The sequence below is a fragment of the Mesorhizobium sp. NZP2077 genome, from assembly GCF_013170805.1.
Classification (GTDB): domain Bacteria; phylum Pseudomonadota; class Alphaproteobacteria; order Rhizobiales; family Rhizobiaceae; genus Mesorhizobium.
Map to the genome: position 1 here is coordinate 6649522 of NZ_CP051293.1, position 21474 is coordinate 6670995.

Consider the following 21474-nt stretch of genomic DNA (forward strand, 5'->3'; position numbering starts at 1 on the left):
CCACCCCCCTCAGATGGATCGCATGTCTGCCCACGTATATCCGGTTATATGGTTTGAATTTACCACGCGTAAAAAATGCCGAAGCCAGCATACCAGAATATATGAAATGGATTGCATGATAGTTGCAAAGTAGAGGTTGCCACTGTCTCTTTCCGGGAAATGCCGAAGGGGTTTGGCCATGACAAACAGTAACGATTTGGACACCGTCTCTCATTCTTGGGACGAGCACTCTGAACACGCCGGCCTGCCGTCGCAGGCGCAGATCCAGGTTGCCGAGGCAGCCCCGGCACAAAAGGCCGCCCCGGCGGCAGCAGAACCGGTTCCCGTCGATGTCGGCAGCGGCGCGCCCGTCAAGCCGGAAGCCCCCGCAGAGGCGAAAGCGCCGGCGGCAGCGACGCAGCACGAATATGTGGCCGACGCCAACCATGTGGTGAAGCTTCCCGCCAATGTCTCGATCGATAACATCAAGGTCGACGGCCACAACCTCGTGCTCGAACAGGCCGACGGTTCGGTGATAGTCATCAAGGACGGCGCCTTGAACGTGCCGACCTTTATCATCGGCGACGTCGAGGTGCCGCGCGTTGCCCTGATTGCCGCGCTCGAGGCTAGCCATGTCGACGTTGCTTTCGGCGCCGACGGTTCCATATCGGCAGGCCCAGGCGGCTCGACGTCGAGTGCGGGCGGAGACTTCTCGGTTCCTCCCGGCGGTATCGGCGACGGATTCGGCCTTTCGGCACTGTTGCCGCCGACGGATCTGGCGTTCGGCCAGCCGGATCATCGCGAACTATTTGCGGGGCTTGTAAAGGATTCAACGATCTCGTTGACAGGTGCTCCGCCGACGTTGAATGTGGACGAAAGCTACTTGCCGGACGGCTCGCAGACTGGCCCCGCTGGTTCGACCACCGATACGCTCAGTTTTGCCGACATATTCACGGTGGCGCCCGGCAGCGGCACACCCACCATCAGTTATGGACTGAGCGTAACCTCGCAGGGCGAAACGTCGAACCTGATTGACAGCGCGACCGACACAGCGGTGGTGTTGACACAGAGCGGCAACACGGTCTCTGGGTATGTGGCCGGCCACAACGGCGATCCGTCCTTCCTAGTATTCACGCTGAGCGTCAACACCGCCACCGGCGACGTGACGCTGACCCAGGACCGCGCGGTTCATCAGGGCTCGGGCGAGCCCGGCGACGTCTCGGAAGGCATCAACCTGGTGTCAGGCCTCGTGACGTTGACGGCGACGGCAACGGATCCCGGCGGCCACACGGCCAGTGCCTCGGTTGACATCGGCGGCAGCGCCACGTTCCATGACGATGGCCCGACGATCACGGTGAACCAGCAGTTCGAGCAGCCGGCGCTGTCGGTGGACGAGAGCAACCTGTCAAACGGCACGACGCCGGATGCGGCGCTGACTGTGGTGACGGGCGACTTCCACGGCGCCTTCACTGCGGTACAGGGCGCGGACGGGGCGACGGTCGCCTATTCACTGGCGGTCAGCGCGCCCAATGTGGACTCCGGGCTGATCGACTCGGCGAGCGGCCAGCACGTGCTGCTGTCGTTGAATGCCTCCGGCGTGGTCGAGGGCCGCACGGCGCTTGGCGGCGACCTAGTGTTCACGCTGGCAGCGAACACGACGACCGGCGTGGTGACGCTGAGCGACTTCCGCGCGGTGCATGAAGGCTCGGGCGAGACCCCGGACACCAGCGAGGGGATCCCGCTGGGTGCCGGCCTGGTGTCGGTGACCGCGACGGTGACCGACAATGACGGCGACACGGCCAAGGCGAGCATCGACCTGGGCGCGCAGATCACCATCCACGATGACGGCCCGGTGGTGACGGCGACCGGCTCGGCGCCGACGCTGAGTGTCGACGAGAGCTTCATTCCGGTGATCGGCTCTGGCACTGGCGCGGTGGGTTCGAACGTCTCGTCGGGCAACTTTGCGGCGAACTTCGCGGTGACGCCGGGTGCGGACGGCCAGTCCGGCTCGACCGCCTATTCGCTGACCATCAACAATTCCACGACCACCCTGGTCGACTCGCTCACCGGCACGCCGGTGACGCTGGTGCAGAACGGGGCGGGCGAAGTCGACGGCAAGGATGGCCTTGGCCACACCGTCTTCACGCTGACGGTTGACGCCGCCGGCGTGGTGACGATGACCGAGCTGCGCGGTGTGCATGAGGCGACGGCGACCCTGGGTGACACCAGCGAGGGGACCCCGCTGGGTGCCGGCCTGGTGTCGGTGACCGCGACGGTGACCGACAATGACGGCGACACGGCCAAGGCGAGCATCGACCTGGGCGCGCAGATCACCATCCACGATGACGGCCCGGTGGTGACGGCGACCGGCTCGGCGCCGACGCTGAGTGTCGACGAGAGCTTCATTCCGGTGATCGGCTCTGGCACTGGCGCGGTGGGTTCGAACGTCTCGTCGGGCAACTTTGCGGTGAACTTCGCGGTGACGCCGGGTGCGGACGGCCAGTCCGGCTCGACCGCCTATTCGCTGACCATCAACAATTCCACGACCACCCTGGTCGACTCGCTCACCGGCACGCCGGTGACGCTGGTGCAGAACGGGGCGGGCGAAGTCGACGGCAAGGATGGCCTTGGCCACACCGTCTTCACGCTGACGGTTGACGCCGCCGGCGTGGTGACGATGACCGAGCTGCGCGGTGTGCATGAGGCGACGGCGACCCTGGGTGACACCAGCGAGGGGACCCCGCTGGGTGCCGGCCTGGTGTCGGTGACCGCGACGGTGACCGACAATGACGGCGACACGGCCAAGGCGAGCATCGACCTGGGCGCGCAGATCACCATCCACGATGACGGCCCGGTGGTGACGGCGACCGGCTCGGCGCCGACGCTGAGTGTCGACGAGAGCTTCATTCCGGTGATCGGCTCTGGCACTGGCGCGGTGGGTTCGAACGTCTCGTCGGGCAACTTTGCGGTGAACTTCGCGGTGACGCCGGGTGCGGACGGCCAGTCCGGCTCGACCGCCTATTCGCTGACCATCAACAATTCCACGACCACCCTGGTCGACTCGCTCACCGGCACGCCGGTGACGCTGGTGCAGAACGGGGCGGGCGAAGTCGACGGCAAGGATGGCCTTGGCCACACCGTCTTCACGCTGACGGTTGACGCCGCCGGCGTGGTGACGATGACCGAGCTGCGCGGTGTGCATGAGGCGACGGCGACCCTGGGTGACACCAGCGAGGGGACCCCGCTGGGTGCCGGCCTGGTGTCGGTGACCGCGACGGTGACCGACAATGACGGCGACACGGCCAAGGCGAGCATCGACCTGGGCGCGCAGATCACCATCCACGATGACGGCCCGGTGGTGACGGCGACCGGCTCGGCGCCGACGCTGAGTGTCGACGAGAGCTTCATTCCGGTGATCGGCTCTGGCACTGGCGCGGTGGGTTCGAACGTCTCGTCGGGCAACTTTGCGGTGAACTTCGCGGTGACGCCGGGTGCGGACGGCCAGTCCGGCTCGACCGCCTATTCGCTGACCATCAACAATTCCACGACCACCCTGGTCGACTCGCTCACCGGCACGCCGGTGACGCTGGTGCAGAACGGGGCGGGCGAAGTCGACGGCAAGGATGGCCTTGGCCACACCGTCTTCACGCTGACGGTTGACGCCGCCGGCGTGGTGACGATGACCGAGCTGCGCGGTGTGCATGAGGCGACGGCGACCCTGGGTGACACCAGCGAGGGGACCCCGCTGGGTGCCGGCCTGGTGTCGGTGACCGCGACGGTGACCGACAATGACGGCGACACGGCCAAGGCGAGCATCGACCTGGGCGCGCAGATCACCATCCACGATGACGGCCCGGTGGTGACGGCGACCGGCTCGGCGCCGACGCTGAGTGTCGACGAGAGCTTCATTCCGGTGATCGGCTCTGGCACTGGCGCGGTGGGTTCGAACGTCTCGTCGGGCAACTTTGCGGTGAACTTCGCGGTGACGCCGGGTGCGGACGGCCAGTCCGGCTCGACCGCCTATTCGCTGACCATCAACAATTCCACGACCACCCTGGTCGACTCGCTCACCGGCACGCCGGTGACGCTGGTGCAGAACGGGGCGGGCGAAGTCGACGGCAAGGATGGCCTTGGCCACACCGTCTTCACGCTGACGGTTGACGCCGCCGGCGTGGTGACGATGACCGAGCTGCGCGGTGTGCATGAGGCGACGGCGACCCTGGGTGACACCAGCGAGGGGACCCCGCTGGGTGCCGGCCTGGTGTCGGTGACCGCGACGGTGACCGACAATGACGGCGACACGGCCAAGGCGAGCATCGACCTGGGCGCGCAGATCACCATCCACGATGACGGCCCGGTGGTGACGGCGACCGGCTCGGCGCCGACGCTGAGTGTCGACGAGAGCTTCATTCCGGTGATCGGCTCTGGCACTGGCGCGGTGGGTTCGAACGTCTCGTCGGGCAACTTTGCGGTGAACTTCGCGGTGACGCCGGGTGCGGACGGCCAGTCCGGCTCGACCGCCTATTCGCTGACCATCAACAATTCCACGACCACCCTGGTCGACTCGCTCACCGGCACGCCGGTGACGCTGGTGCAGAACGGGGCGGGCGAAGTCGACGGCAAGGATGGCCTTGGCCACACCGTCTTCACGCTGACGGTTGACGCCGCCGGCGTGGTGACGATGACCGAGCTGCGCGGTGTGCATGAGGCGACGGCGACCCTGGGTGACACCAGCGAGGGGACCCCGCTGGGTGCCGGCCTGGTGTCGGTGACCGCGACGGTGACCGACAATGACGGCGACACGGCCAAGGCGAGCATCGACCTGGGCGCGCAGATCACCATCCACGATGACGGCCCGGTGGTGACGGCGACCGGCTCGGCGCCGACGCTGAGTGTCGACGAGAGCTTCATTCCGGTGATCGGCTCTGGCACTGGCGCGGTGGGTTCGAACGTCTCGTCGGGCAACTTTGCGGTGAACTTCGCGGTGACGCCGGGTGCGGACGGCCAGTCCGGCTCGACCGCCTATTCGCTGACCATCAACAATTCCACGACCACCCTGGTCGACTCGCTCACCGGCACGCCGGTGACGCTGGTGCAGAACGGGGCGGGCGAAGTCGACGGCAAGGATGGCCTTGGCCACACCGTCTTCACGCTGACGGTTGACGCCGCCGGCGTGGTGACGATGACCGAGCTGCGCGGTGTGCATGAGGCGACGGCGACCCTGGGTGACACCAGCGAGGGGACCCCGCTGGGTGCCGGCCTGGTGTCGGTGACCGCGACGGTGACCGACAATGACGGCGACACGGCCAAGGCGAGCATCGACCTGGGCGCGCAGATCACCATCCACGATGACGGCCCGGTGGTGACGGCGACCGGCTCGGCGCCGACGCTGAGTGTCGACGAGAGCTTCATTCCGGTGATCGGCTCTGGCACTGGCGCGGTGGGTTCGAACGTCTCGTCGGGCAACTTTGCGGTGAACTTCGCGGTGACGCCGGGTGCGGACGGCCAGTCCGGCTCGACCGCCTATTCGCTGACCATCAACAATTCCACGACCACCCTGGTCGACTCGCTCACCGGCACGCCGGTGACGCTGGTGCAGAACGGGGCGGGCGAAGTCGACGGCAAGGATGGCCTTGGCCACACCGTCTTCACGCTGACGGTTGACGCCGCCGGCGTGGTGACGATGACCGAGCTGCGCGGTGTGCATGAGGCGACGGCGACCCTGGGTGACACCAGCGAGGGGACCCCGCTGGGTGCCGGCCTGGTGTCGGTGACCGCGACGGTGACCGACAATGACGGCGACACGGCCAAGGCGAGCATCGACCTGGGCGCGCAGATCACCATCCACGATGACGGCCCGGTGGTGACGGCGACCGGCTCGGCGCCGACGCTGAGTGTCGACGAGAGCTTCATTCCGGTGATCGGCTCTGGCACTGGCGCGGTGGGTTCGAACGTCTCGTCGGGCAACTTTGCGGTGAACTTCGCGGTGACGCCGGGTGCGGACGGCCAGTCCGGCTCGACCGCCTATTCGCTGACCATCAACAATTCCACGACCACCCTGGTCGACTCGCTCACCGGCACGCCGGTGACGCTGGTGCAGAACGGGGCGGGCGAAGTCGACGGCAAGGATGGCCTTGGCCACACCGTCTTCACGCTGACGGTTGACGCCGCCGGCGTGGTGACGATGACCGAGCTGCGCGGTGTGCATGAGGCGACGGCGACCCTGGGTGACACCAGCGAGGGGACCCCGCTGGGTGCCGGCCTGGTGTCGGTGACCGCGACGGTGACCGACAATGACGGCGACACGGCCAAGGCGAGCATCGACCTGGGCGCGCAGATCACCATCCACGATGACGGCCCGGTGGTGACGGCGACCGGCTCGGCGCCGACGCTGAGTGTCGACGAGAGCTTCATTCCGGTGATCGGCTCTGGCACTGGCGCGGTGGGTTCGAACGTCTCGTCGGGCAACTTTGCGGTGAACTTCGCGGTGACGCCGGGTGCGGACGGCCAGTCCGGCTCGACCGCCTATTCGCTGACCATCAACAATTCCACGACCACCCTGGTCGACTCGCTCACCGGCACGCCGGTGACGCTGGTGCAGAACGGGGCGGGCGAAGTCGACGGCAAGGATGGCCTTGGCCACACCGTCTTCACGCTGACGGTTGACGCCGCCGGCGTGGTGACGATGACCGAGCTGCGCGGTGTGCATGAGGCGACGGCGACCCTGGGTGACACCAGCGAGGGGACCCCGCTGGGTGCCGGCCTGGTGTCGGTGACCGCGACGGTGACCGACAATGACGGCGACACGGCCAAGGCGAGCATCGACCTGGGCGCGCAGATCACCATCCACGATGACGGCCCGGTGGTGACGGCGACCGGCTCGGCGCCGACGCTGAGTGTCGACGAGAGCTTCATTCCGGTGATCGGCTCTGGCACTGGCGCGGTGGGTTCGAACGTCTCGTCGGGCAACTTTGCGGTGAACTTCGCGGTGACGCCGGGTGCGGACGGCCAGTCCGGCTCGACCGCCTATTCGCTGACCATCAACAATTCCACGACCACCCTGGTCGACTCGCTCACCGGCACGCCGGTGACGCTGGTGCAGAACGGGGCGGGCGAAGTCGACGGCAAGGATGGCCTTGGCCACACCGTCTTCACGCTGACGGTTGACGCCGCCGGCGTGGTGACGATGACCGAGCTGCGCGGTGTGCATGAGGCGACGGCGACCCTGGGTGACACCAGCGAGGGGACCCCGCTGGGTGCCGGCCTGGTGTCGGTGACCGCGACGGTGACCGACAATGACGGCGACACGGCCAAGGCGAGCATCGACCTGGGCGCGCAGATCACCATCCACGATGACGGCCCGGTGGTGACGGCGACCGGCTCGGCGCCGACGCTGAGTGTCGACGAGAGCTTCATTCCGGTGATCGGCTCTGGCACTGGCGCGGTGGGTTCGAACGTCTCGTCGGGCAACTTTGCGGCGAACTTCGCGGTGACGCCGGGTGCGGACGGCCAGTCCGGCTCGACCGCCTATTCGCTGACCATCAACAATTCCACGACCACCCTGGTCGACTCGCTCACCGGCACGCCGGTGACGCTGGTGCAGAACGGGGCGGGCGAAGTCGACGGCAAGGATGGCCTTGGCCACACCGTCTTCACGCTGACGGTTGACGCCGCCGGCGTGGTGACGATGACCGAGCTGCGCGGTGTGCATGAGGCGACGGCGACCCTGGGTGACACCAGCGAGGGGACCCCGCTGGGTGCCGGCCTGGTGTCGGTGACCGCGACGGTGACCGACAATGACGGCGACACGGCCAAGGCGAGCATCGACCTGGGCGCGCAGATCACCATCCACGATGACGGCCCGGTGGTGACGGGCATCCAGGACGCGATTATGCCGAACGTCAACAATACTGACGTACACGGCACCTGGCAGCCGACCTTCGGAGCGGATGGGCCAAGCTTTACCTCGGCAATCGGCATCGCGATGGGAACAGCGCCGGCCGGCCTGACCTATACCGTGACCGACACGGCGACCCACACGCAGACGGGTGAGGAGATTTATTCCGTCACCGTCGCCGGCGGCACTACCCCTTATACCTTCTACGAGTATGTGCATTACGACCCGTCGGCTCAGGTGGCGGAGATGTTCGCCTATGCCAATCCGACCGACGCTCAAAATGCCAGCGGCGCGAACGAGTTTTTCACACTCTCGATGAATGCCAGCGGCACCTACGACTTCCATCTGGTGTCTAACAGCCTGCAATCGATCGAGACCTTCGATCTCACCCAGTTCAAATCCGGCGTCGGTGATTATTTCATCATCAACGGGACGACCGGGAGTTTCCAAACCGGGGCGATCCCAACTAGCGGATTTGATCTGCTGATCGATAGCGGCATCAGCCCATCCACGAACTCAACGCACGCCAACGCCCAAGGCTTCGGCATCAACAACGGCAACCTCGATACCGGTGAAGTAATCGCCTTCACCTTCGGCACCACCCAGACCGCGGTGGGCATCGGTATCGGCAAGGGCGGCAACGGCACAACGGAGCGCCTCATTGTCACGTTGTATGATGCCGCTCATGCTGTCATCGGCACCGAAACCATTACTCAGGCTGACGGTACGCCGCTGCTTGTCGATGCTGCTCACTGGGGCGTAGGCGGCACCACGACCGGCTCGTTCGGTAGCTTCACCGAAGTCACCGTGCAGAATGCCGCACTCGCCGCAGGGGACGACTCCAAGCTCGACCTGACTGGAGTAACCTTCAATGCGCATGCCGTGGTCAGTAGCACAGCGCTGAACTTCACCCCGACCATTACCGACGCTGACGGCGACAAATTCACCAGTTCGGACAACTTGTCCGTGTCCCTGGTCGGAACCCAACCCGGGTCCGGCTATCTGGGGACAGGCACCGATGCGACAGCAGAAGTCATTGCCGCGAGTTCCGGAGCCGACACCCTCAACGGTGGCACCGGCCCGGGCGATACAGTCGACTACAGCAACGCGTTAAACTCGGTCACGATCAACCTGCTAACCCAGCTTGTGGGCGGAGCAGGCGCACTGGGCGACCACATCAGCAACTTCGAGAACGCCATCGGCTCGAACTTCGCGGATACGTTGACCGCCAACAATACCGGGAGTGCACTGTGGGGCGGTGGCGGCAACGATACGTTGATCGGCGGAGCAGGAAGTGACATTCTCTATGGCGGCGCAGGGCTAAACACCATGACCGGCGCCGGCGGCAACGATACCTTCGTGATCGACCCGTCCAAACTTGCAGCGGTCGCCATGGTCGATATCATCGCGGATTATACACCGGGCCACGACGTTATCGACCTTTCGGATCTGCTCCGCTCCCTTGGCGGCAACGCACCGACCACTGATGCTCAGGCAGGTGCTTCGATCGACGTCACTTTCTCAAGCGGCGCCGCTCACGTGATGGTTGACAATAACGGCACTGCCGCTGGCGGCAGCATGGTCGAAGTGGCATCGCTGACGGGAGTTGGTAGCGGTTCTGCGATTACCATTCTTTACGATCACAACCTGCCGACTCATACCGAAACTGTGGCTTGACGATTTTGATCGATGCACCGGGGGTGCAAACTGGTGGTCAGCAACGTAGCGCGCAGTTGTACAACCATGCTATATATTAGTGAACCATAAATTGGGGAATGGAGAGGGACTTAAATGAAGCGTTGTGCAAGATTGCTGGCTTCGGCCGCGGCGCTGCTGCTGGCTGGATCTACGGGCTTTGCCGCCGACATCATAGGGGAACCGGTAGGCGACTATTGCCGCACCGTCGGCACGTCCAACCTGGTGCTGAACGACAATATCGTCGATCTCAAGGAGCAGGTGGTCAAGCTGATGGACGAGTCCGTCGCCGTCGCCAAGAGCTCGGAGTGGATCAATTCATCCCGGCCTGCCTTCGTCTGGGCATCGGAAGCCAAGGTCGCCTGCGGCATGGCCTATGGCTACCTGAAGACGAATTACAAAGACGAAGACACGCTCAACAAGTGCGAGTGTTTCCACGACCGCATGGTCGAGTACATGCACTGAGCGGATGGGCCGCGCCTGTTGGCCATCATGGTATCAGACGAATCAATTTTGTCGGCGATCGCTGCAACGATCGCCTTGCTCAGCCTTGATCTGTTAGCCGCGCAGGCCGGCGCCGGCTGCCTGGGCCTTTGCCGTTTGCGTGCGCCGCATCTTCGTGCCCGGGCCACGATAGATGAAATGCGCCGACTATCGCACCGCCGGGCAGGCCAGACCAATCATGGCGCGAAAGCCCGGCTTTTCGACGGCTAAACATGCATCAAAGAACAGGAAGACGGCGTGGCTAGTCCGCCGTAACTTGACTTGAAGACCAGACCGGGAAATACCCGGCGGCAGACGGGGTGGAGCATCATGGAAGCAGGCCGGCAGGGCCGCGGTCCGCAGACATGGGCAATCGCCCTGGCGCTTGCCATGGTATTGTCGGGCTGCCAGTCGAGAAGCGGCGTTTCCGACGTGCTCGATCCGGCCGCGATTGCAGCGCCCGCCGTCCAGAATGCCGCCGCTGGTGCCGGTCCGGCCCAGGCGAGCCAGTCGCTCGGCACCGGTTCGACCAAAATCACGATATTGCTGCCCTTGTCCGCCACAGGGACGTCGGGGGAAAACGGCAGGAAGATGCTCGACGGCGCCAAACTGGCGATGACGGATATCGGCAATGGATTGCTGACGCTGACGGTAGAGGACACGAAAGGCGACAACGCACAGGCCGGCAAACTGGCGGTGCAGGCCATAACGACGGGGTCGAAAGTCGTCATCGGCCCGACCGAACTGGCGGCGGCCCAGCATATTGCCACGCTGTCCGGCTCAAAGCGGCCACCGGTTCTGGCGCTTGCCGACAATTTCGCCGGCGGCGCCGGTGTTTACGCCGTGCGCCTCAGCGAAGCCGACAGCGCCGCGGCGGGCGCCGCGGGGCTCGCCGCGAAAGGCGGCAAGAAGTTCGTATTGCTTGTCGCGGAAGGCTCGAACGCCAGCGCCGTGGAGAAACGGGTGGCAAACGGCCTCAGCATCTATGGCGCGACGCTCGCGGTCACTGTGCCGTACTCGGCCGGCGACGGTGGCGCCAAGGCGGTCGACCAGATGGGCTCACTCGTGGACGCTCCCGATGCGGTCATCGTTGCCAGCGGCGATGACAGTCCCGCGCCTGTCCTTGCCGCCCTCAAATCAAAGGGCATTCCGGGAAAGGCAATCTCAGTCGTCGGAACGGACCGATGGCTGGAGCACCCTATGGACCCGCTGTTCGAGGGGGCATACATCGCCACGCTCGATCCAAGCGAAACCGGACCGATCGCCGACCGCTTCAGGACGGCATACAACTACCCGGCCGACGTCAATGTGGCCTACGCCTATGATATGGTTGCCCTGACGGCAGGGATTGCCAGCGCGGTCGGACCTGATGGCTTCAGCAAACAGGTGCTCGAAAACCCGAACGGGTTTCGCGGATCGACAGGTTTGTTCCGTTTTCGCGCTGACGGCTCCAGCCAAAGATCGATGCCATTCTATCGGATTCAAAAGGGTGCGCTCAAACTGGTTGCCAAATCGACGTCGGGTTTCTGACCGGCTGCCGGCGGGATCTTGCTCGAACGCTGCGCTCGCCTGATGGGCTGGCATGCCCGCCTCGCGATCGGGAGCCTCGAGTTCGTGGTCGGAATTGTCCTGATCATGCAGGCCAAGGCCTCGCTTTCTCTCGACCGGCCCGTCCCTGCGCCGTCCCTGGAAATTGCCGACAGGCAAGAGGCCCCGGCGGACGCGGCCATCGCCGACGGACAATCTCGGGGACCGGCACGGCGGATTGCCGAGAGCCTTATCGCCCCGCCGCCGGTTGATGCATCGGAAATCGAGCGGGTCGAAGCCCGGCCGCCGCTCGGAGAACTCGGCCTCGCCGTCCGCCCACGGACACCCATGCCGAAAGACTGGCGCGAAACCCTGCTCTACCGTCCGATTGCAACGTCGTCGGCGACGTTCGAGTCGATGGGGTGGAAGGTGGTCATCAGCGGGGCTCAGGACATCGACGTGGACCAGACCTGTTCGTTTCGCGACGAGGCCTGGCCCTGCGGCCAGCGGGCCCGCGCAGCCTTCAATGCCTGGCTGCGAGGGCGCGCGCTGACCTGTTTTCTGCCGCCGGATGTCGAGCGCTTCGCCATCGCCGCACCGTGCCGGCTGGGCAAGCAGGATGTCGGCGCCTGGCTCGTCGCCAATGGCTGGGCCATGGCGCTGCCAGGCGGCATCTATAGCAAGGCGGAAGCAATTGCCAGGAGTGCCGGGATGGGTGTCTTCGGGCCGCCGCGATAGGCAAAGTCGCCGGCAAGCCGGCCTCGCCCCGAGGCATGTCGGAGACGACACTCCGCCTTTTCATCAAATTGTACAGGTCAGCGAAACTGAAATTACGGCAAGCAGGCCTTATACCAGCCGATCTGACAGGAGATTGGCCCATGACAAGACCAATGGCGACCACCACTGCCCAGCCCTGGAAGCGCATCGCGTGGCTGACATTGCTGGGAACCGCGGGGAGCCTCGGCCTTTCCCTTGGCCTCAACTACCTGCTCCTGTTCAGCGACGCGCTGACGCCGTTCGCCCGCAGCATGATCAGCGCGGGGCTGCTGCCGGTGATCATCGGCTTGCCGCTTTTCGCGCTGATCGGCTGGAATCGGGCCGAAATCCGCCGTTACCAGCAGGAACTCAACAGGTCCGGGACATATGACAGCTTGACGGGGTGCCTGAACGGGCCGGTCTTCACGTCGATGATCGAACGACGGGCAGCCAGGCGATCAGGGCCAGGACCACGCTCCGGGGCCTTCCTGGTCATTCATCCGGAACACCTTCGGTCCATCAACATGCGCTTTGGCCTTGAATGGGGCGACGAGGCCTTGCGGCTCATCGTCTCGACCATCCAGTCGTCGGTGCGCGAGGAGGACCTGATCGGACGCATCGGCGCCTCGATGTTCGGGGTTTTCCTCGCGGGCGCGACCGAAGCGGAGGCTGAGGAAATCGGCGAACGTATCCGCACACGTATCGCACAAGTCTATTTCGCGCCAAAAGGAACCGAAGATGTCCTAAGCATCAAGGTCGGCGGTGTCATGCTGGAGAACGAGATGGAGTTCTCGGACATGTTCCGGTCCGCCGAACAGCACCTGTCCGACGCGCAGGATGAAGCCGGGTTTGAACTGACGCATCTAAACAGTTGACGGCCGGAGCTCCAGCCGGCGACGCGAACGACCAGTCGATACTCCATCCAGTGACTTCCCAGGTCTGAGAGCGTGCGGTTGGCGGGCGGACTTAACGCAAACAAGGATTGCTTCTCGTCCCCCCACTTCCCCAAGCCGGTCAATTGCTTCTTGGAAAAAGGGGAGCATCCGACTTGCCACCAGGCCGGCACCAATGGCCAGGCCAGCTGGTGTCGATCGACGAGGAACACTGTGGACATCACCATCGGGCGCAACCAGCATCAGCGAGGCTGCCTGACCCGCGCTGTCCATGCCGACAAACTCTTCGCCGATGGGCTTTGGGATGCCGAGCACGCCCCGACCCTCGGCCCCTGCGTACATCGCGCGGCGTTGGGATGCTACTTTGGGATAGGTGGCAGGCATTCGTTTTCCAACCTATGTTTCAACTGGCCATGCATGCGTTTTCTGCTTGCACGTTGGAGATGCTTGCATATGTTGCATGCATGAACAGCAAGCAGAAAAAGACCTTGGCAGCGGTGTTTGCCAACCCGGTTTAGGGCACCGTCGCCTGGGACGATATTGAGAGCCTTCTGATTGCTGTCGGATGCACCGTTATCGAGGGCAACGGCTCACGCGTCCGGTTTGCCTTCAAAGACCATATCGCCAGCTTCCACCGCCCTCATCCGGCAAAGGAGGCAAAGCGCTACCAGGTCAAGGACGCCAGAGACTTCCTCTCGCAAATAGGAGTAAAGCCATGAAAGTCTTGGCTTATAAGGGATACGCCGCACGGATCGAGTTCGATGCCGAAGATGAAATCTTCACCGGCAAGATCGCCGGCATCCGCGATGTGGTTGGCTTTCACGCTGACACCGTTGCCGATCTAAAGGCAGCCTTCCATGAAGCTGTGGACGACTATGTGGAGACCTGCAAGAAGGTCGGCAAAGAGCCTCAGAAGCCCTATTCCGGCAATCTGATGCTGCGTGTTGACCCTCGGGTTCATACTGCGATCGCCATAGCTGCCGAGTTGGCCGGCAAGAGCCTCAACCAATGGGGCGAGGAAGCCCTGGCAAAGGCCGCCGACGCCAACGACAACTATGCATAGGGCCGGTTGCAGGCCTAAGGCGCGCCGCCCTTCCGGAACTAGGAGAACCCCTTGATGACTGGCTTACCGACGCATCGGCAGCGGGCTCCTCGCCAAGCCTGATGTAGCGCTTGACGGCCGGGTCGTACCAGCCGGTCGAAATCTTATAGCGGATCTTCTCGCGGCCAGCCTGGACGTGCGTGGGGCGAGGTTCTTTCCCGCCACCACTTGGCTTCGTCAATGCCGAGCTCCAGTTTGCGCGCCGTGTTGAAGGCCGATGACGCCTTATTGTTCTAGTCCAAGGCGAAAAAAGCTGCCTGGCGCCTGGTGATGCCGGAGAAGCGCTCCAGCTCCTCGACGAGGGCCGCCGTGCGATTGCATCAGTGCTTCGGCATCGACCATCTTGCCTCCTTTCGGAAGTTTCGCAAAAACGGGGAAGGAAAACTTCACAACCCTATCAATTCGAGGCGTGGCAGGGGCAGCTGTCGGGCTCATTCGCCTTGCGGGAGACGCAGAAGGGCGCGAGTATCAAACGCACGCAGCATACACCACCCCCTGTGCACCAGACAGGTGGCAAAAAGACCAAGAAAGTCAGATAGTCGTGCCCAATCAATGGGACAGGCTGGTGCTGCGAGAGAGGATTGAACTCTCGACCTCTCCCTTACCAAGGGAGTGGCAGCTTGCTGATAAACTATTCATTATGCGACCTTTTTCGATTTCTCGCTTGTCTTGTCCCCGGATTTTCCCCAAGGCAGTGCGTTGATGCTATCGGCGTGCTTTTCCACGTTGGTATGAGCGTAGCGCATCGCCATTGCGAGGATTTTCCATCCACCAAGCTGTTGTAGCCTCTCTAAATCCCGGTTCTCCTGGTAGTGCCATGAGGCCCATGTGTGGCGGCATATGTGGGGAGTGATATCCGTTTTGAAGACCGGCTTCCCGTCCTTGCCGGGGAGCGTCCAACCAAGACCGGCTCGCTTGCACGCTCCGAAGAAGGCACCGCCAATGCGTGTGCCTGCGGACGTGTCCGCCTCCTTGGCGGGGTCGGGGCGTCCGTACGGCACGTCCTTGTGGGTTAGAAAGACCGGCCCCTTGCGGGGACTGGATTTCGACAATTCCATTATAACGCGGGGATGCAGAGGGACGCTACGCGGTACCCCGTTCTTCGTCTTTGAGAAAGTCACCTGTAGCTTGTCTAGATCGACATTGGACCAATCTAGCCATAGGGCTTCGCCCGCCCGTGCGCCCGTGTAGATCATAAAGACAACTAGCGGGCGAAGGTGGGGCGCGCATGCGTCAATGAGCCGGTCGGCTTCGGCGGGCGTCATCCACCGCAGCTTACCTTTCGGCTGCTTCGGACGCGCCAAGGTGGGAACAGCGCACCATCCTTTTCGGGCGGCATGTCGAAGAATAGCCGCCATTGGCGTGTAGACTTGCCGGTTGAGCGTGGCCGGTCCCGCCTTCGGATAGAGCTTCTTCGCGGCAACATCTAAGGCATGCTGTTCGATATCCCGAAGCATGGTTGTGCGGAAGTGATCGACAAGCGGTCTAAGGAACCGGGCTTCCCCGCCGCCATGTTCCAGATAGTCGAGCGCGGCGACTGCAAAGGTGACGGTCGCTTTTTTGCCGTAGATACTCTCCGTCAGGAGTTCGTCTTCCCTTTTGACCCGGATGGCTTCGGCGGCTTGCCTGTCAGGAGTGCCTGTAGTTTCTTCAATGCTCTGTCCCCGGAAGGAGCCGCGCATGATCCAGTTTGGTGATTTGGGGCGTCGGACGAGTTTGATGGGCACGGCATTGCCTCATAGAGTTTGGTTGCATCATCCACGGAGAACACGATTGTACGGCCCATTTTCTTGCCGATGCCGTGTTCCTTTGCCAGTTTGAGAAGGGTCGCCTGAGAGACCGGAAACGTCCCGTCCGCGACCAATTGCTTGGCCGTTCTGAACTTCGGGCCACGTACGACGATGTTAAGCTGCCCCATAGTCGCTCGCGTCCCGAAGGTGGACTAAAATGTCGAGGATATTGGCGTCAAACCGAGGTCCAACTACGATGGTATCGGTCCCTATTTCGATGAGCATGTACCCGCCCTGATCGAACGGTGTCAGGTTCACGCGGCGTGATTTTCGAATGAGGTAGCCGCGCTGCACGGCGCGACGCCTGATCGTGCTCTCGCTGGTCCATTTTCCGTAAAAAATTGACGCATAGAGCTCCGGGTAGTCAAACGCAGCTTTGTCTTTGGGCATCTTCTTCACCCTCGCCACTACGGCTACTCCCTATAGTTCAGGCGTTCTTCGGGCCGTCCCTCCCCGGTCTGCCTCACGGCTTTCAGAATTTGGATGAGTTCGGAAGTCATCGATCTCCCGTTGCGCTCTGCCCGAAGTACGAGCCATTCCTTCAAATCGACAGACACCCGGATTTTCATATCGTGCATTTTCACACTCAGTTCCTCGCCATGGGGTAACTATACCCCACAGAGGGTATGACAGCTGACCCTTTAAGTCAAACCCACTCTGGGGTATTGATTACCCATGACCAAAACAGCCCCCGACATGAAACTTCGCATTTCAGCAGCCCTCAGACGACAAATCGAGGAGGCGGCAAAGCGAAACAATCGAACCATGAATGGCGAGATCGTCTCTAGGCTCGAAAAGAGCTTCTTAAGCGTGGGCGAACGGGAGCCGGTTGAGCACCAGCTTCATGACCACGAAAAGCGTATTCACGACCTTGAGGACCTGGCCAGCGAACTGAACGATAGGGTTTGGGAGTTGTCGGGAACAAAAAGCGACAAACGCACAAAAGGCTGAGCGGCTCAGACAGTTTGGGTTTCCTGGCCATTGAAATCAATTTCATTTCATGCAGCGGCGATGCGACCATAAGACATTGGACGTTGCTGATGTCAGCTTGAGCTCGAATATGCGATGTCAGAGGTCGCCCTGATTTGCGGCAGCATTTGCTCTTTTCATAGCTGCGTCTTCTGCAGTGGAAAAGTAGACGAGGCTCTGGCGCACTGTCCCCGCATATCGATGGAGCACCACCGACGCTTCGTCATCTCCCCAATAGCTCTCGATCTGATCAAACTGTGCTCCAATGCCATTCTGGACTGTAGATCGGTGGACCCTCGGCACACCAAACTTGCCCGTCAATGCTTCTTCCACATCAGCGTATTCGCCGGAATTGAATTGAAGCGCGATGCGTATGACGCGGCCAGTTTTTCCGATGACTAGGTTGATTGCGGCTGGTGCCTGCGCGATGGTCACTCCCCCGTTGCAAACCTGCATGCCGCCATTAGCTCCACAAGAAGCTCCAAGTGTCTGCTGGATAAATTCAGGGGTTGCGATTTCCCCAAGGACCACTCCCTTGAAGTCGAACTGGTTTTTCTCCCCGGCGTAAGCGGTGGAAACGATCACTAGCGTTGCGAACGTGAATGCAAAAATGCCCTGCTTCATAGTGAAAAATCTCCCCTCTCCACGCCTTGCCGAGGAATAACGTTCCCGGACGATGATTACCGAAATGCCACAAAATAGTAGCCGACTTGCGGCTTTCAGCAAATAGATTGCAAGTCGTAGAAAAATCGAGAGTAAGCGGCTCTAAAGTGGCCGCCACCTCCGCTCTACACCTGATGGTGTGGAGGAGCGCATGGACGACCTACGGAAGCGGTTCGGGCGGCTCGTAATGACGCACCGCAAGCGCGCCGGACATACCCAAGAGCAACTGGCCGACCGAGCTGGTGTCAGCATCGACACCATCTCCAAGATCGAGGTTGGGGCAACAGGCGCGCGCTTCCCGATGATTGAAAAGATCGCGGCGGCTCTTCAGGTCGATCCTGCCGAGTTGTTCAGCCCAGAAATCCCCTCCGGGGCATTGCGTCGCGGCCCGCTGTTAGAGTTGACAACTCGTCTGGCTGCTCTGTCCGAAAGTGACCTTCAATGGATAAACGGCGTGGTTGAGGCGGCGCTACGAAACAAAGGTTGAAGGCCCCTCTAAGCGGGATATCGGCGCGCAAAGGGTGGTCGAATGTCTTTCCGGAAATCCCGGTCCGACAGGTGGCGAACAACTTCACTGACGATGAATTGCACTCCCATGACAAGGTGTCCTACGTCCCTTCTTTGGGGCTGGGTGGCGGCATATCGATTGAGAACGTATTGGGGCTGCGTCGCAATCACTCGCAGCACGCGATCAAGATCGAATGATGACCAATGCGCAGCGATGAGCCGGGCCGCGCTGCTCGCATCGTGGTTGAACATCTTTTTGATTTGGCCCTCACTCAGCCCATTCGCCGCTGCGCCAGCTTTCAAGGCAAGTTCATTTGCGAGCAAGGAACTTTGGACGGCTCCTCTGTAGTCATAGCCTCCGGTCAGGATGGCTGACGCGGCGTGGAGATGAAGCCTCGCCAGCCCAATGTAACGGGAAACGAGTTCGATCTTCGCGAAGGGGCTTTTGATTTCCTGCGTTCCATACTGAATGTCGGCAACGTCCGAGAATTGATCAATAAGTAACTCCATCTCCTCAGGCTCGGATTGAATGATGCGGAGTTGGACGGGCGTCAAATCGATACACTCAAACGGGTTTATGCTCACAGTTCCAAAGACGTGCGGAACTGCAATCCGGGCGAAGATGTCTCGGTACATAAACACGCCAATATGTCCGCCGACCGCGAGGTCTTGTTTGCGGTAGATAGACGCAAACGCTCTGTCGATCCGCTCGAGAATTTTTGGCCTGCCCGGACCGCCTATCGTATAAGTGAGATAGCCGAAGCGTTTCATTACCAGCCTTGGTACTTCCCAAAGGCGGCGCTTGATGTCCATTCCAGTTTCGAACAGCTCTTTGTCGGCTTGGCCTACGATGTAGAGCAGATTTTCATCGGGGATATCGTCGGGTTTCATCAGATGCCAAGCCATCAGCCCAGATACCGGCTCTCATTGTGCCATCGAAGGGCAGATTTTTCAGGGAGCGCGACGTGATCTCTCGGCAGTGCTATCTCCGATCCATGAAGTTCATAGTAATGCCGTCCGTTCTCGAACTCTTCTCGGATGCGGCGGCTGACCTCAAAGCGGTGCTCGGGCGTGACGGTAACGTAGCCTTGGTCAAAGAGGCTGTGGATATCCCGCCGCATAAGGATGCCGTTGCTCGGGGAATGCTCTCCGCCGTCCGCGTATGGCCGTATATGGGCAGCCTCCAAGGCCGGTAGGGTGCGCTCCTTGGTAATCGCGCAGCGTCGGCCATATAGGTCTGTTACTACCAGCCGGAACGCCCCTTGGCCAAGACGCGGGCGGATCAAAGTTGGCTCGCCGTAGCGGGCTTGCTCCTCCGCAAGCGAATGTGGATCAACCGAAAGGGCCATAGCGGCCTGTGCGGCCTCCCACAGCGCTTTCCCTTCTGGTTCCGAGGTATCATAGCCACGAAGGCTGACGATGTTGGGTGACCACGATGCTGGCGGAGAAAACCACTGACTTTCTGGGAGAAAGAAGGGCTGTGCGAGGATGCGGCATCCTATTTCTATCGGGCCTGCCGTCGCCGGATCGACTTTGCGATAACGCAGGATGCGAGACCGCATCTCTGTAAGGCTCGTAACGCCGTTGGCGATCCCGAACGCTTCCCATGCAAGCGACAAAGGCATGATCGTCGATGAGGCATAGACGCCACCGCCAACAATCATGTTTATGGGGGCGTGGAGCTTGAATAAGAACAACTCGCCGGGCTGCAACGCGCGGAAGGACTTTGGCGAGGGAGACCAAAAGTTGACCTCGGCGAGATCGGGCTGTCGGCACAACTGAGTGAACCAGTCGCTATCTGTTACCGCCACTACGATCCTGACGCCCATCGGGACTTCCTCGTGTTCGTATCGGCTTCGTGGATTATCGACCTAGGCGGAGCGACCCAAGGAACTGTTTCCTTTTTTGCCTTACAACTTGATCGTGTCCCATTCATACCATTGGATGGCGCTGGGTCTCAACGCTCTGAGTTGGATGGGTCCTATGGGCCGGGTAAAGCAACGGTACAACCGACGCCAAGCTGAACTGCGTTTCGAGCGTGCGTATGAAACCATCGCTGGCGAACAGTGCATCTACTGCGGGATGCCGAATGACGGGAAGTTTGATCACCAACCCCCGGTCTACGTGCTTCACAGGTTCGCGGACGGCGGATTGGTCACCAAGAAGGCAATCCGGGAGAGGTTTGGACAGTGCAAACTGGTCCCGTGTTGTACCATCTGCAACATGGGGCTTGGTGCCTTCCACGGTTCAACCGACAACGACCGAAGGCAGGAGATTGTAAATTGGCTTCTCGTTGATGAGCGATACCCGGAGGATAATATCGTTTTGAAAATCGCGAACCGGCTGATTGAAGATCGCCTTCAAGGCAGTCGGGGGATTGAGATTTACGAGTTTCCCGCCGTTGGTCGTGTCGTCTACATCAGCGCTTTGGTCGGTTTGATCGAAGGACAGTTCGGCGGCCCTGACGAATTTCCAGATTGGCTGAAGGTCACGCAATCAGAACTAGCTGATTGGCTTCGGGGAGCGCCACGACGAAAGTCGAAGTATTTTCTGAATATGGCAAATCTGGAGAGCTATGAACTGGTCCCCGACGCCCGCGACGATCCTCGCGGTCAGTTCAAAACTCAGTAGCCGTCGCCTCATTGCGGCGGCATGCGAACGATGAAATCCTGCGACGCTCGACTAAATGGTGAAAGTAGCCGCTCATTTTCTTGACCACGAGAAGCACGCGGACTTACATTGAGCGTCCGCCAGATCATGGGGACGGTAATGCTCACTTCGGCACAAATCGCCAAGGCTAAGCTGTTTACACCCTACATCGAACGTGACCATCGTCACGAACACGACGATTGTATCCGCATCGCCTACGAATGGTTGGACGCTCAAACGAAGACCAAGGGCATTGTTCAGCAGACGCGGCCACTGAAACACATCATTCAAAAATGGGGCGGGCGCTACGTCTCGCAGTCGGATGTTGAGGTCGCGGCACATATGCACCCCGACATCATCGGCACGTATCCCCGCTACAATATCAGTGCGCGGTTGGTCCAACCAAGGGAAACAAGGCTTGCCGGCATTTCGGAGGCGAAGACGCAAGACTATACCATGCGCAAACCCGAATTGACTTACACATCCAAGGAAGCATGACCATTGGCCGTTCCGGCCGGACGCTCCTCGCATCCGGACACGTGTATCTGGTCGAAAGAGCTGCTT

At 61.6% G+C, this 21474-nt stretch carries 17 protein-coding genes and 1 tRNA gene; 12 read left to right on the top strand and 6 right to left on the bottom strand.

Features of this window, described 5'->3' with window-relative positions:
- The first annotated feature begins 178 nt into the window (after positions 1–178).
- The 8 genes from HGP13_RS32780 (at position 179) to HGP13_RS32815 (ending at position 14293) form a co-directional block, all read left to right on the top strand.
- The gene (locus HGP13_RS32780; protein ID WP_172233911.1) at positions 179–9553 is read left to right on the top strand and encodes a DUF5801 repeats-in-toxin domain-containing protein; all 9375 of its coding nucleotides are present in this window, start codon (positions 179–181) and stop codon (positions 9551–9553) included.
- Positions 9554–9667: 114 nt separating this feature from the next.
- Entirely contained in the window at positions 9668–10036 is a 369-nt protein-coding gene (locus tag HGP13_RS32785) for a hypothetical protein (protein WP_172233913.1), read from the top strand.
- 18 nt (positions 10037–10054) lie between these two features.
- A complete protein-coding gene (locus HGP13_RS32790) occupies positions 10055–10285 on the top strand; it encodes a hypothetical protein (RefSeq protein ID WP_172233915.1) in 231 nt (76 codons plus the stop codon).
- A gap of 99 nt (positions 10286–10384) precedes the next feature.
- A complete protein-coding gene (locus HGP13_RS32795; RefSeq protein WP_172233917.1) occupies positions 10385–11584 on the top strand; it encodes an ABC transporter substrate-binding protein in 1200 nt (399 codons plus the stop codon).
- 18 nt (positions 11585–11602) lie between these two features.
- Positions 11603–12319 (top strand): thermonuclease family protein, encoded by a 717-nt coding sequence (locus HGP13_RS32800; protein ID WP_246707204.1) that lies wholly within the window; start codon positions 11603–11605, stop codon positions 12317–12319.
- A 140-nt stretch (positions 12320–12459) separates the two neighbouring features.
- Complete coding sequence (locus HGP13_RS32805) at positions 12460–13212, top strand: GGDEF domain-containing protein (RefSeq protein WP_246707205.1); 753 nt, start codon at positions 12460–12462, stop codon at positions 13210–13212.
- 557 nt (positions 13213–13769) lie between these two features.
- A complete protein-coding gene (locus HGP13_RS38200; protein WP_281411009.1) occupies positions 13770–13949 on the top strand; it encodes a type II toxin-antitoxin system HicA family toxin in 180 nt (59 codons plus the stop codon).
- The gene (locus HGP13_RS32815; protein WP_172233919.1) at positions 13946–14293 is read left to right on the top strand and encodes a type II toxin-antitoxin system HicB family antitoxin; all 348 of its coding nucleotides are present in this window, start codon (positions 13946–13948) and stop codon (positions 14291–14293) included. The genes HGP13_RS38200 and HGP13_RS32815 overlap by 4 nt, the downstream gene beginning before the upstream one ends.
- A 602-nt stretch (positions 14294–14895) precedes the next feature.
- Here the strand turns inward: HGP13_RS32815 and HGP13_RS32820 are convergent.
- The 3 genes from HGP13_RS32820 to HGP13_RS32830 form a co-directional block, all read right to left on the bottom strand.
- Positions 14896–14967 (bottom strand) — tRNA-OTHER (locus HGP13_RS32820).
- A 3-nt stretch (positions 14968–14970) separates the two neighbouring features.
- Positions 14971–16059 (bottom strand): site-specific integrase, encoded by a 1089-nt coding sequence (locus tag HGP13_RS32825; RefSeq protein WP_172233921.1) that lies wholly within the window; start codon positions 16057–16059, stop codon positions 14971–14973.
- A gap of 177 nt (positions 16060–16236) precedes the next feature.
- Complete coding sequence (locus HGP13_RS32830; RefSeq protein WP_172233923.1) at positions 16237–16512, bottom strand: hypothetical protein; 276 nt, start codon at positions 16510–16512, stop codon at positions 16237–16239.
- A 285-nt stretch (positions 16513–16797) separates the two neighbouring features.
- Between HGP13_RS32830 and HGP13_RS32840 the strand changes: the two genes are divergently transcribed.
- Positions 16798–17073 (top strand): Arc family DNA-binding protein, encoded by a 276-nt coding sequence (locus HGP13_RS32840; RefSeq protein ID WP_172233927.1) that lies wholly within the window; start codon positions 16798–16800, stop codon positions 17071–17073.
- 117 nt (positions 17074–17190) lie between these two features.
- On the opposite strand, the gene HGP13_RS32845 is transcribed toward HGP13_RS32840, so the two are convergent.
- On the bottom strand, positions 17191–17715 hold the full coding sequence (locus HGP13_RS32845; protein WP_172233929.1) for a hypothetical protein: 525 nt from the start codon (positions 17713–17715) through the stop codon (positions 17191–17193).
- Positions 17716–17905: 190 nt separating this feature from the next.
- Between HGP13_RS32845 and HGP13_RS32850 the strand changes: the two genes are divergently transcribed.
- The gene (locus HGP13_RS32850) at positions 17906–18241 is read left to right on the top strand and encodes a helix-turn-helix transcriptional regulator (RefSeq protein ID WP_172233931.1); all 336 of its coding nucleotides are present in this window, start codon (positions 17906–17908) and stop codon (positions 18239–18241) included.
- Positions 18242–18249: 8 nt separating this feature from the next.
- On the opposite strand, the gene HGP13_RS32855 is transcribed toward HGP13_RS32850, so the two are convergent.
- Positions 18250–19152, bottom strand: coding sequence for a hypothetical protein (locus HGP13_RS32855; protein ID WP_172233933.1), 903 nt, complete (start codon positions 19150–19152; stop codon positions 18250–18252).
- Positions 19153–19166: 14 nt separating this feature from the next.
- Positions 19167–20090, bottom strand: a complete 924-nt coding sequence (locus HGP13_RS32860) for an HNH endonuclease (RefSeq protein ID WP_172233935.1) — start codon at positions 20088–20090, stop codon at positions 19167–19169.
- Positions 20091–20244: 154 nt separating this feature from the next.
- Between HGP13_RS32860 and HGP13_RS32865 the strand changes: the two genes are divergently transcribed.
- Together HGP13_RS32865 and HGP13_RS32870 are read left to right on the top strand one after the other, a co-directional pair.
- Positions 20245–20892 (top strand): hypothetical protein, encoded by a 648-nt coding sequence (locus HGP13_RS32865; protein WP_172233937.1) that lies wholly within the window; start codon positions 20245–20247, stop codon positions 20890–20892.
- A 108-nt stretch (positions 20893–21000) separates the two neighbouring features.
- Entirely contained in the window at positions 21001–21408 is a 408-nt protein-coding gene (locus tag HGP13_RS32870) for a hypothetical protein (RefSeq protein WP_210266337.1), read from the top strand.
- Positions 21409–21474 lie beyond the last annotated feature (66 nt).

Coding starts and splice junctions, on each gene's coding strand:
- HGP13_RS32805 (WP_246707205.1), top strand. CDS start 12,460: ATGACAAGACCAATGGCGACCACCACTGCCCAGCCCTGGAAGCGCATC.
- HGP13_RS32865 (WP_172233937.1), top strand. CDS start 20,245: ATGGGCCGGGTAAAGCAACGGTACAACCGACGCCAAGCTGAACTGCGT.
- HGP13_RS32860 (WP_172233935.1), bottom strand. CDS start 20,090: ATGGGCGTCAGGATCGTAGTGGCGGTAACAGATAGCGACTGGTTCACT.
- HGP13_RS32780 (WP_172233911.1), top strand. CDS start 179: ATGACAAACAGTAACGATTTGGACACCGTCTCTCATTCTTGGGACGAG.
- HGP13_RS32840 (WP_172233927.1), top strand. CDS start 16,798: ATGACCAAAACAGCCCCCGACATGAAACTTCGCATTTCAGCAGCCCTC.
- HGP13_RS32795 (WP_172233917.1), top strand. CDS start 10,385: ATGGAAGCAGGCCGGCAGGGCCGCGGTCCGCAGACATGGGCAATCGCC.
- HGP13_RS32815 (WP_172233919.1), top strand. CDS start 13,946: ATGAAAGTCTTGGCTTATAAGGGATACGCCGCACGGATCGAGTTCGAT.
- HGP13_RS32850 (WP_172233931.1), top strand. CDS start 17,906: ATGGACGACCTACGGAAGCGGTTCGGGCGGCTCGTAATGACGCACCGC.
- HGP13_RS32855 (WP_172233933.1), bottom strand. CDS start 19,152: ATGAAACCCGACGATATCCCCGATGAAAATCTGCTCTACATCGTAGGC.
- HGP13_RS32785 (WP_172233913.1), top strand. CDS start 9,668: ATGAAGCGTTGTGCAAGATTGCTGGCTTCGGCCGCGGCGCTGCTGCTG.
- HGP13_RS32845 (WP_172233929.1), bottom strand. CDS start 17,715: ATGAAGCAGGGCATTTTTGCATTCACGTTCGCAACGCTAGTGATCGTT.
- HGP13_RS32830 (WP_172233923.1), bottom strand. CDS start 16,512: ATGCCCAAAGACAAAGCTGCGTTTGACTACCCGGAGCTCTATGCGTCA.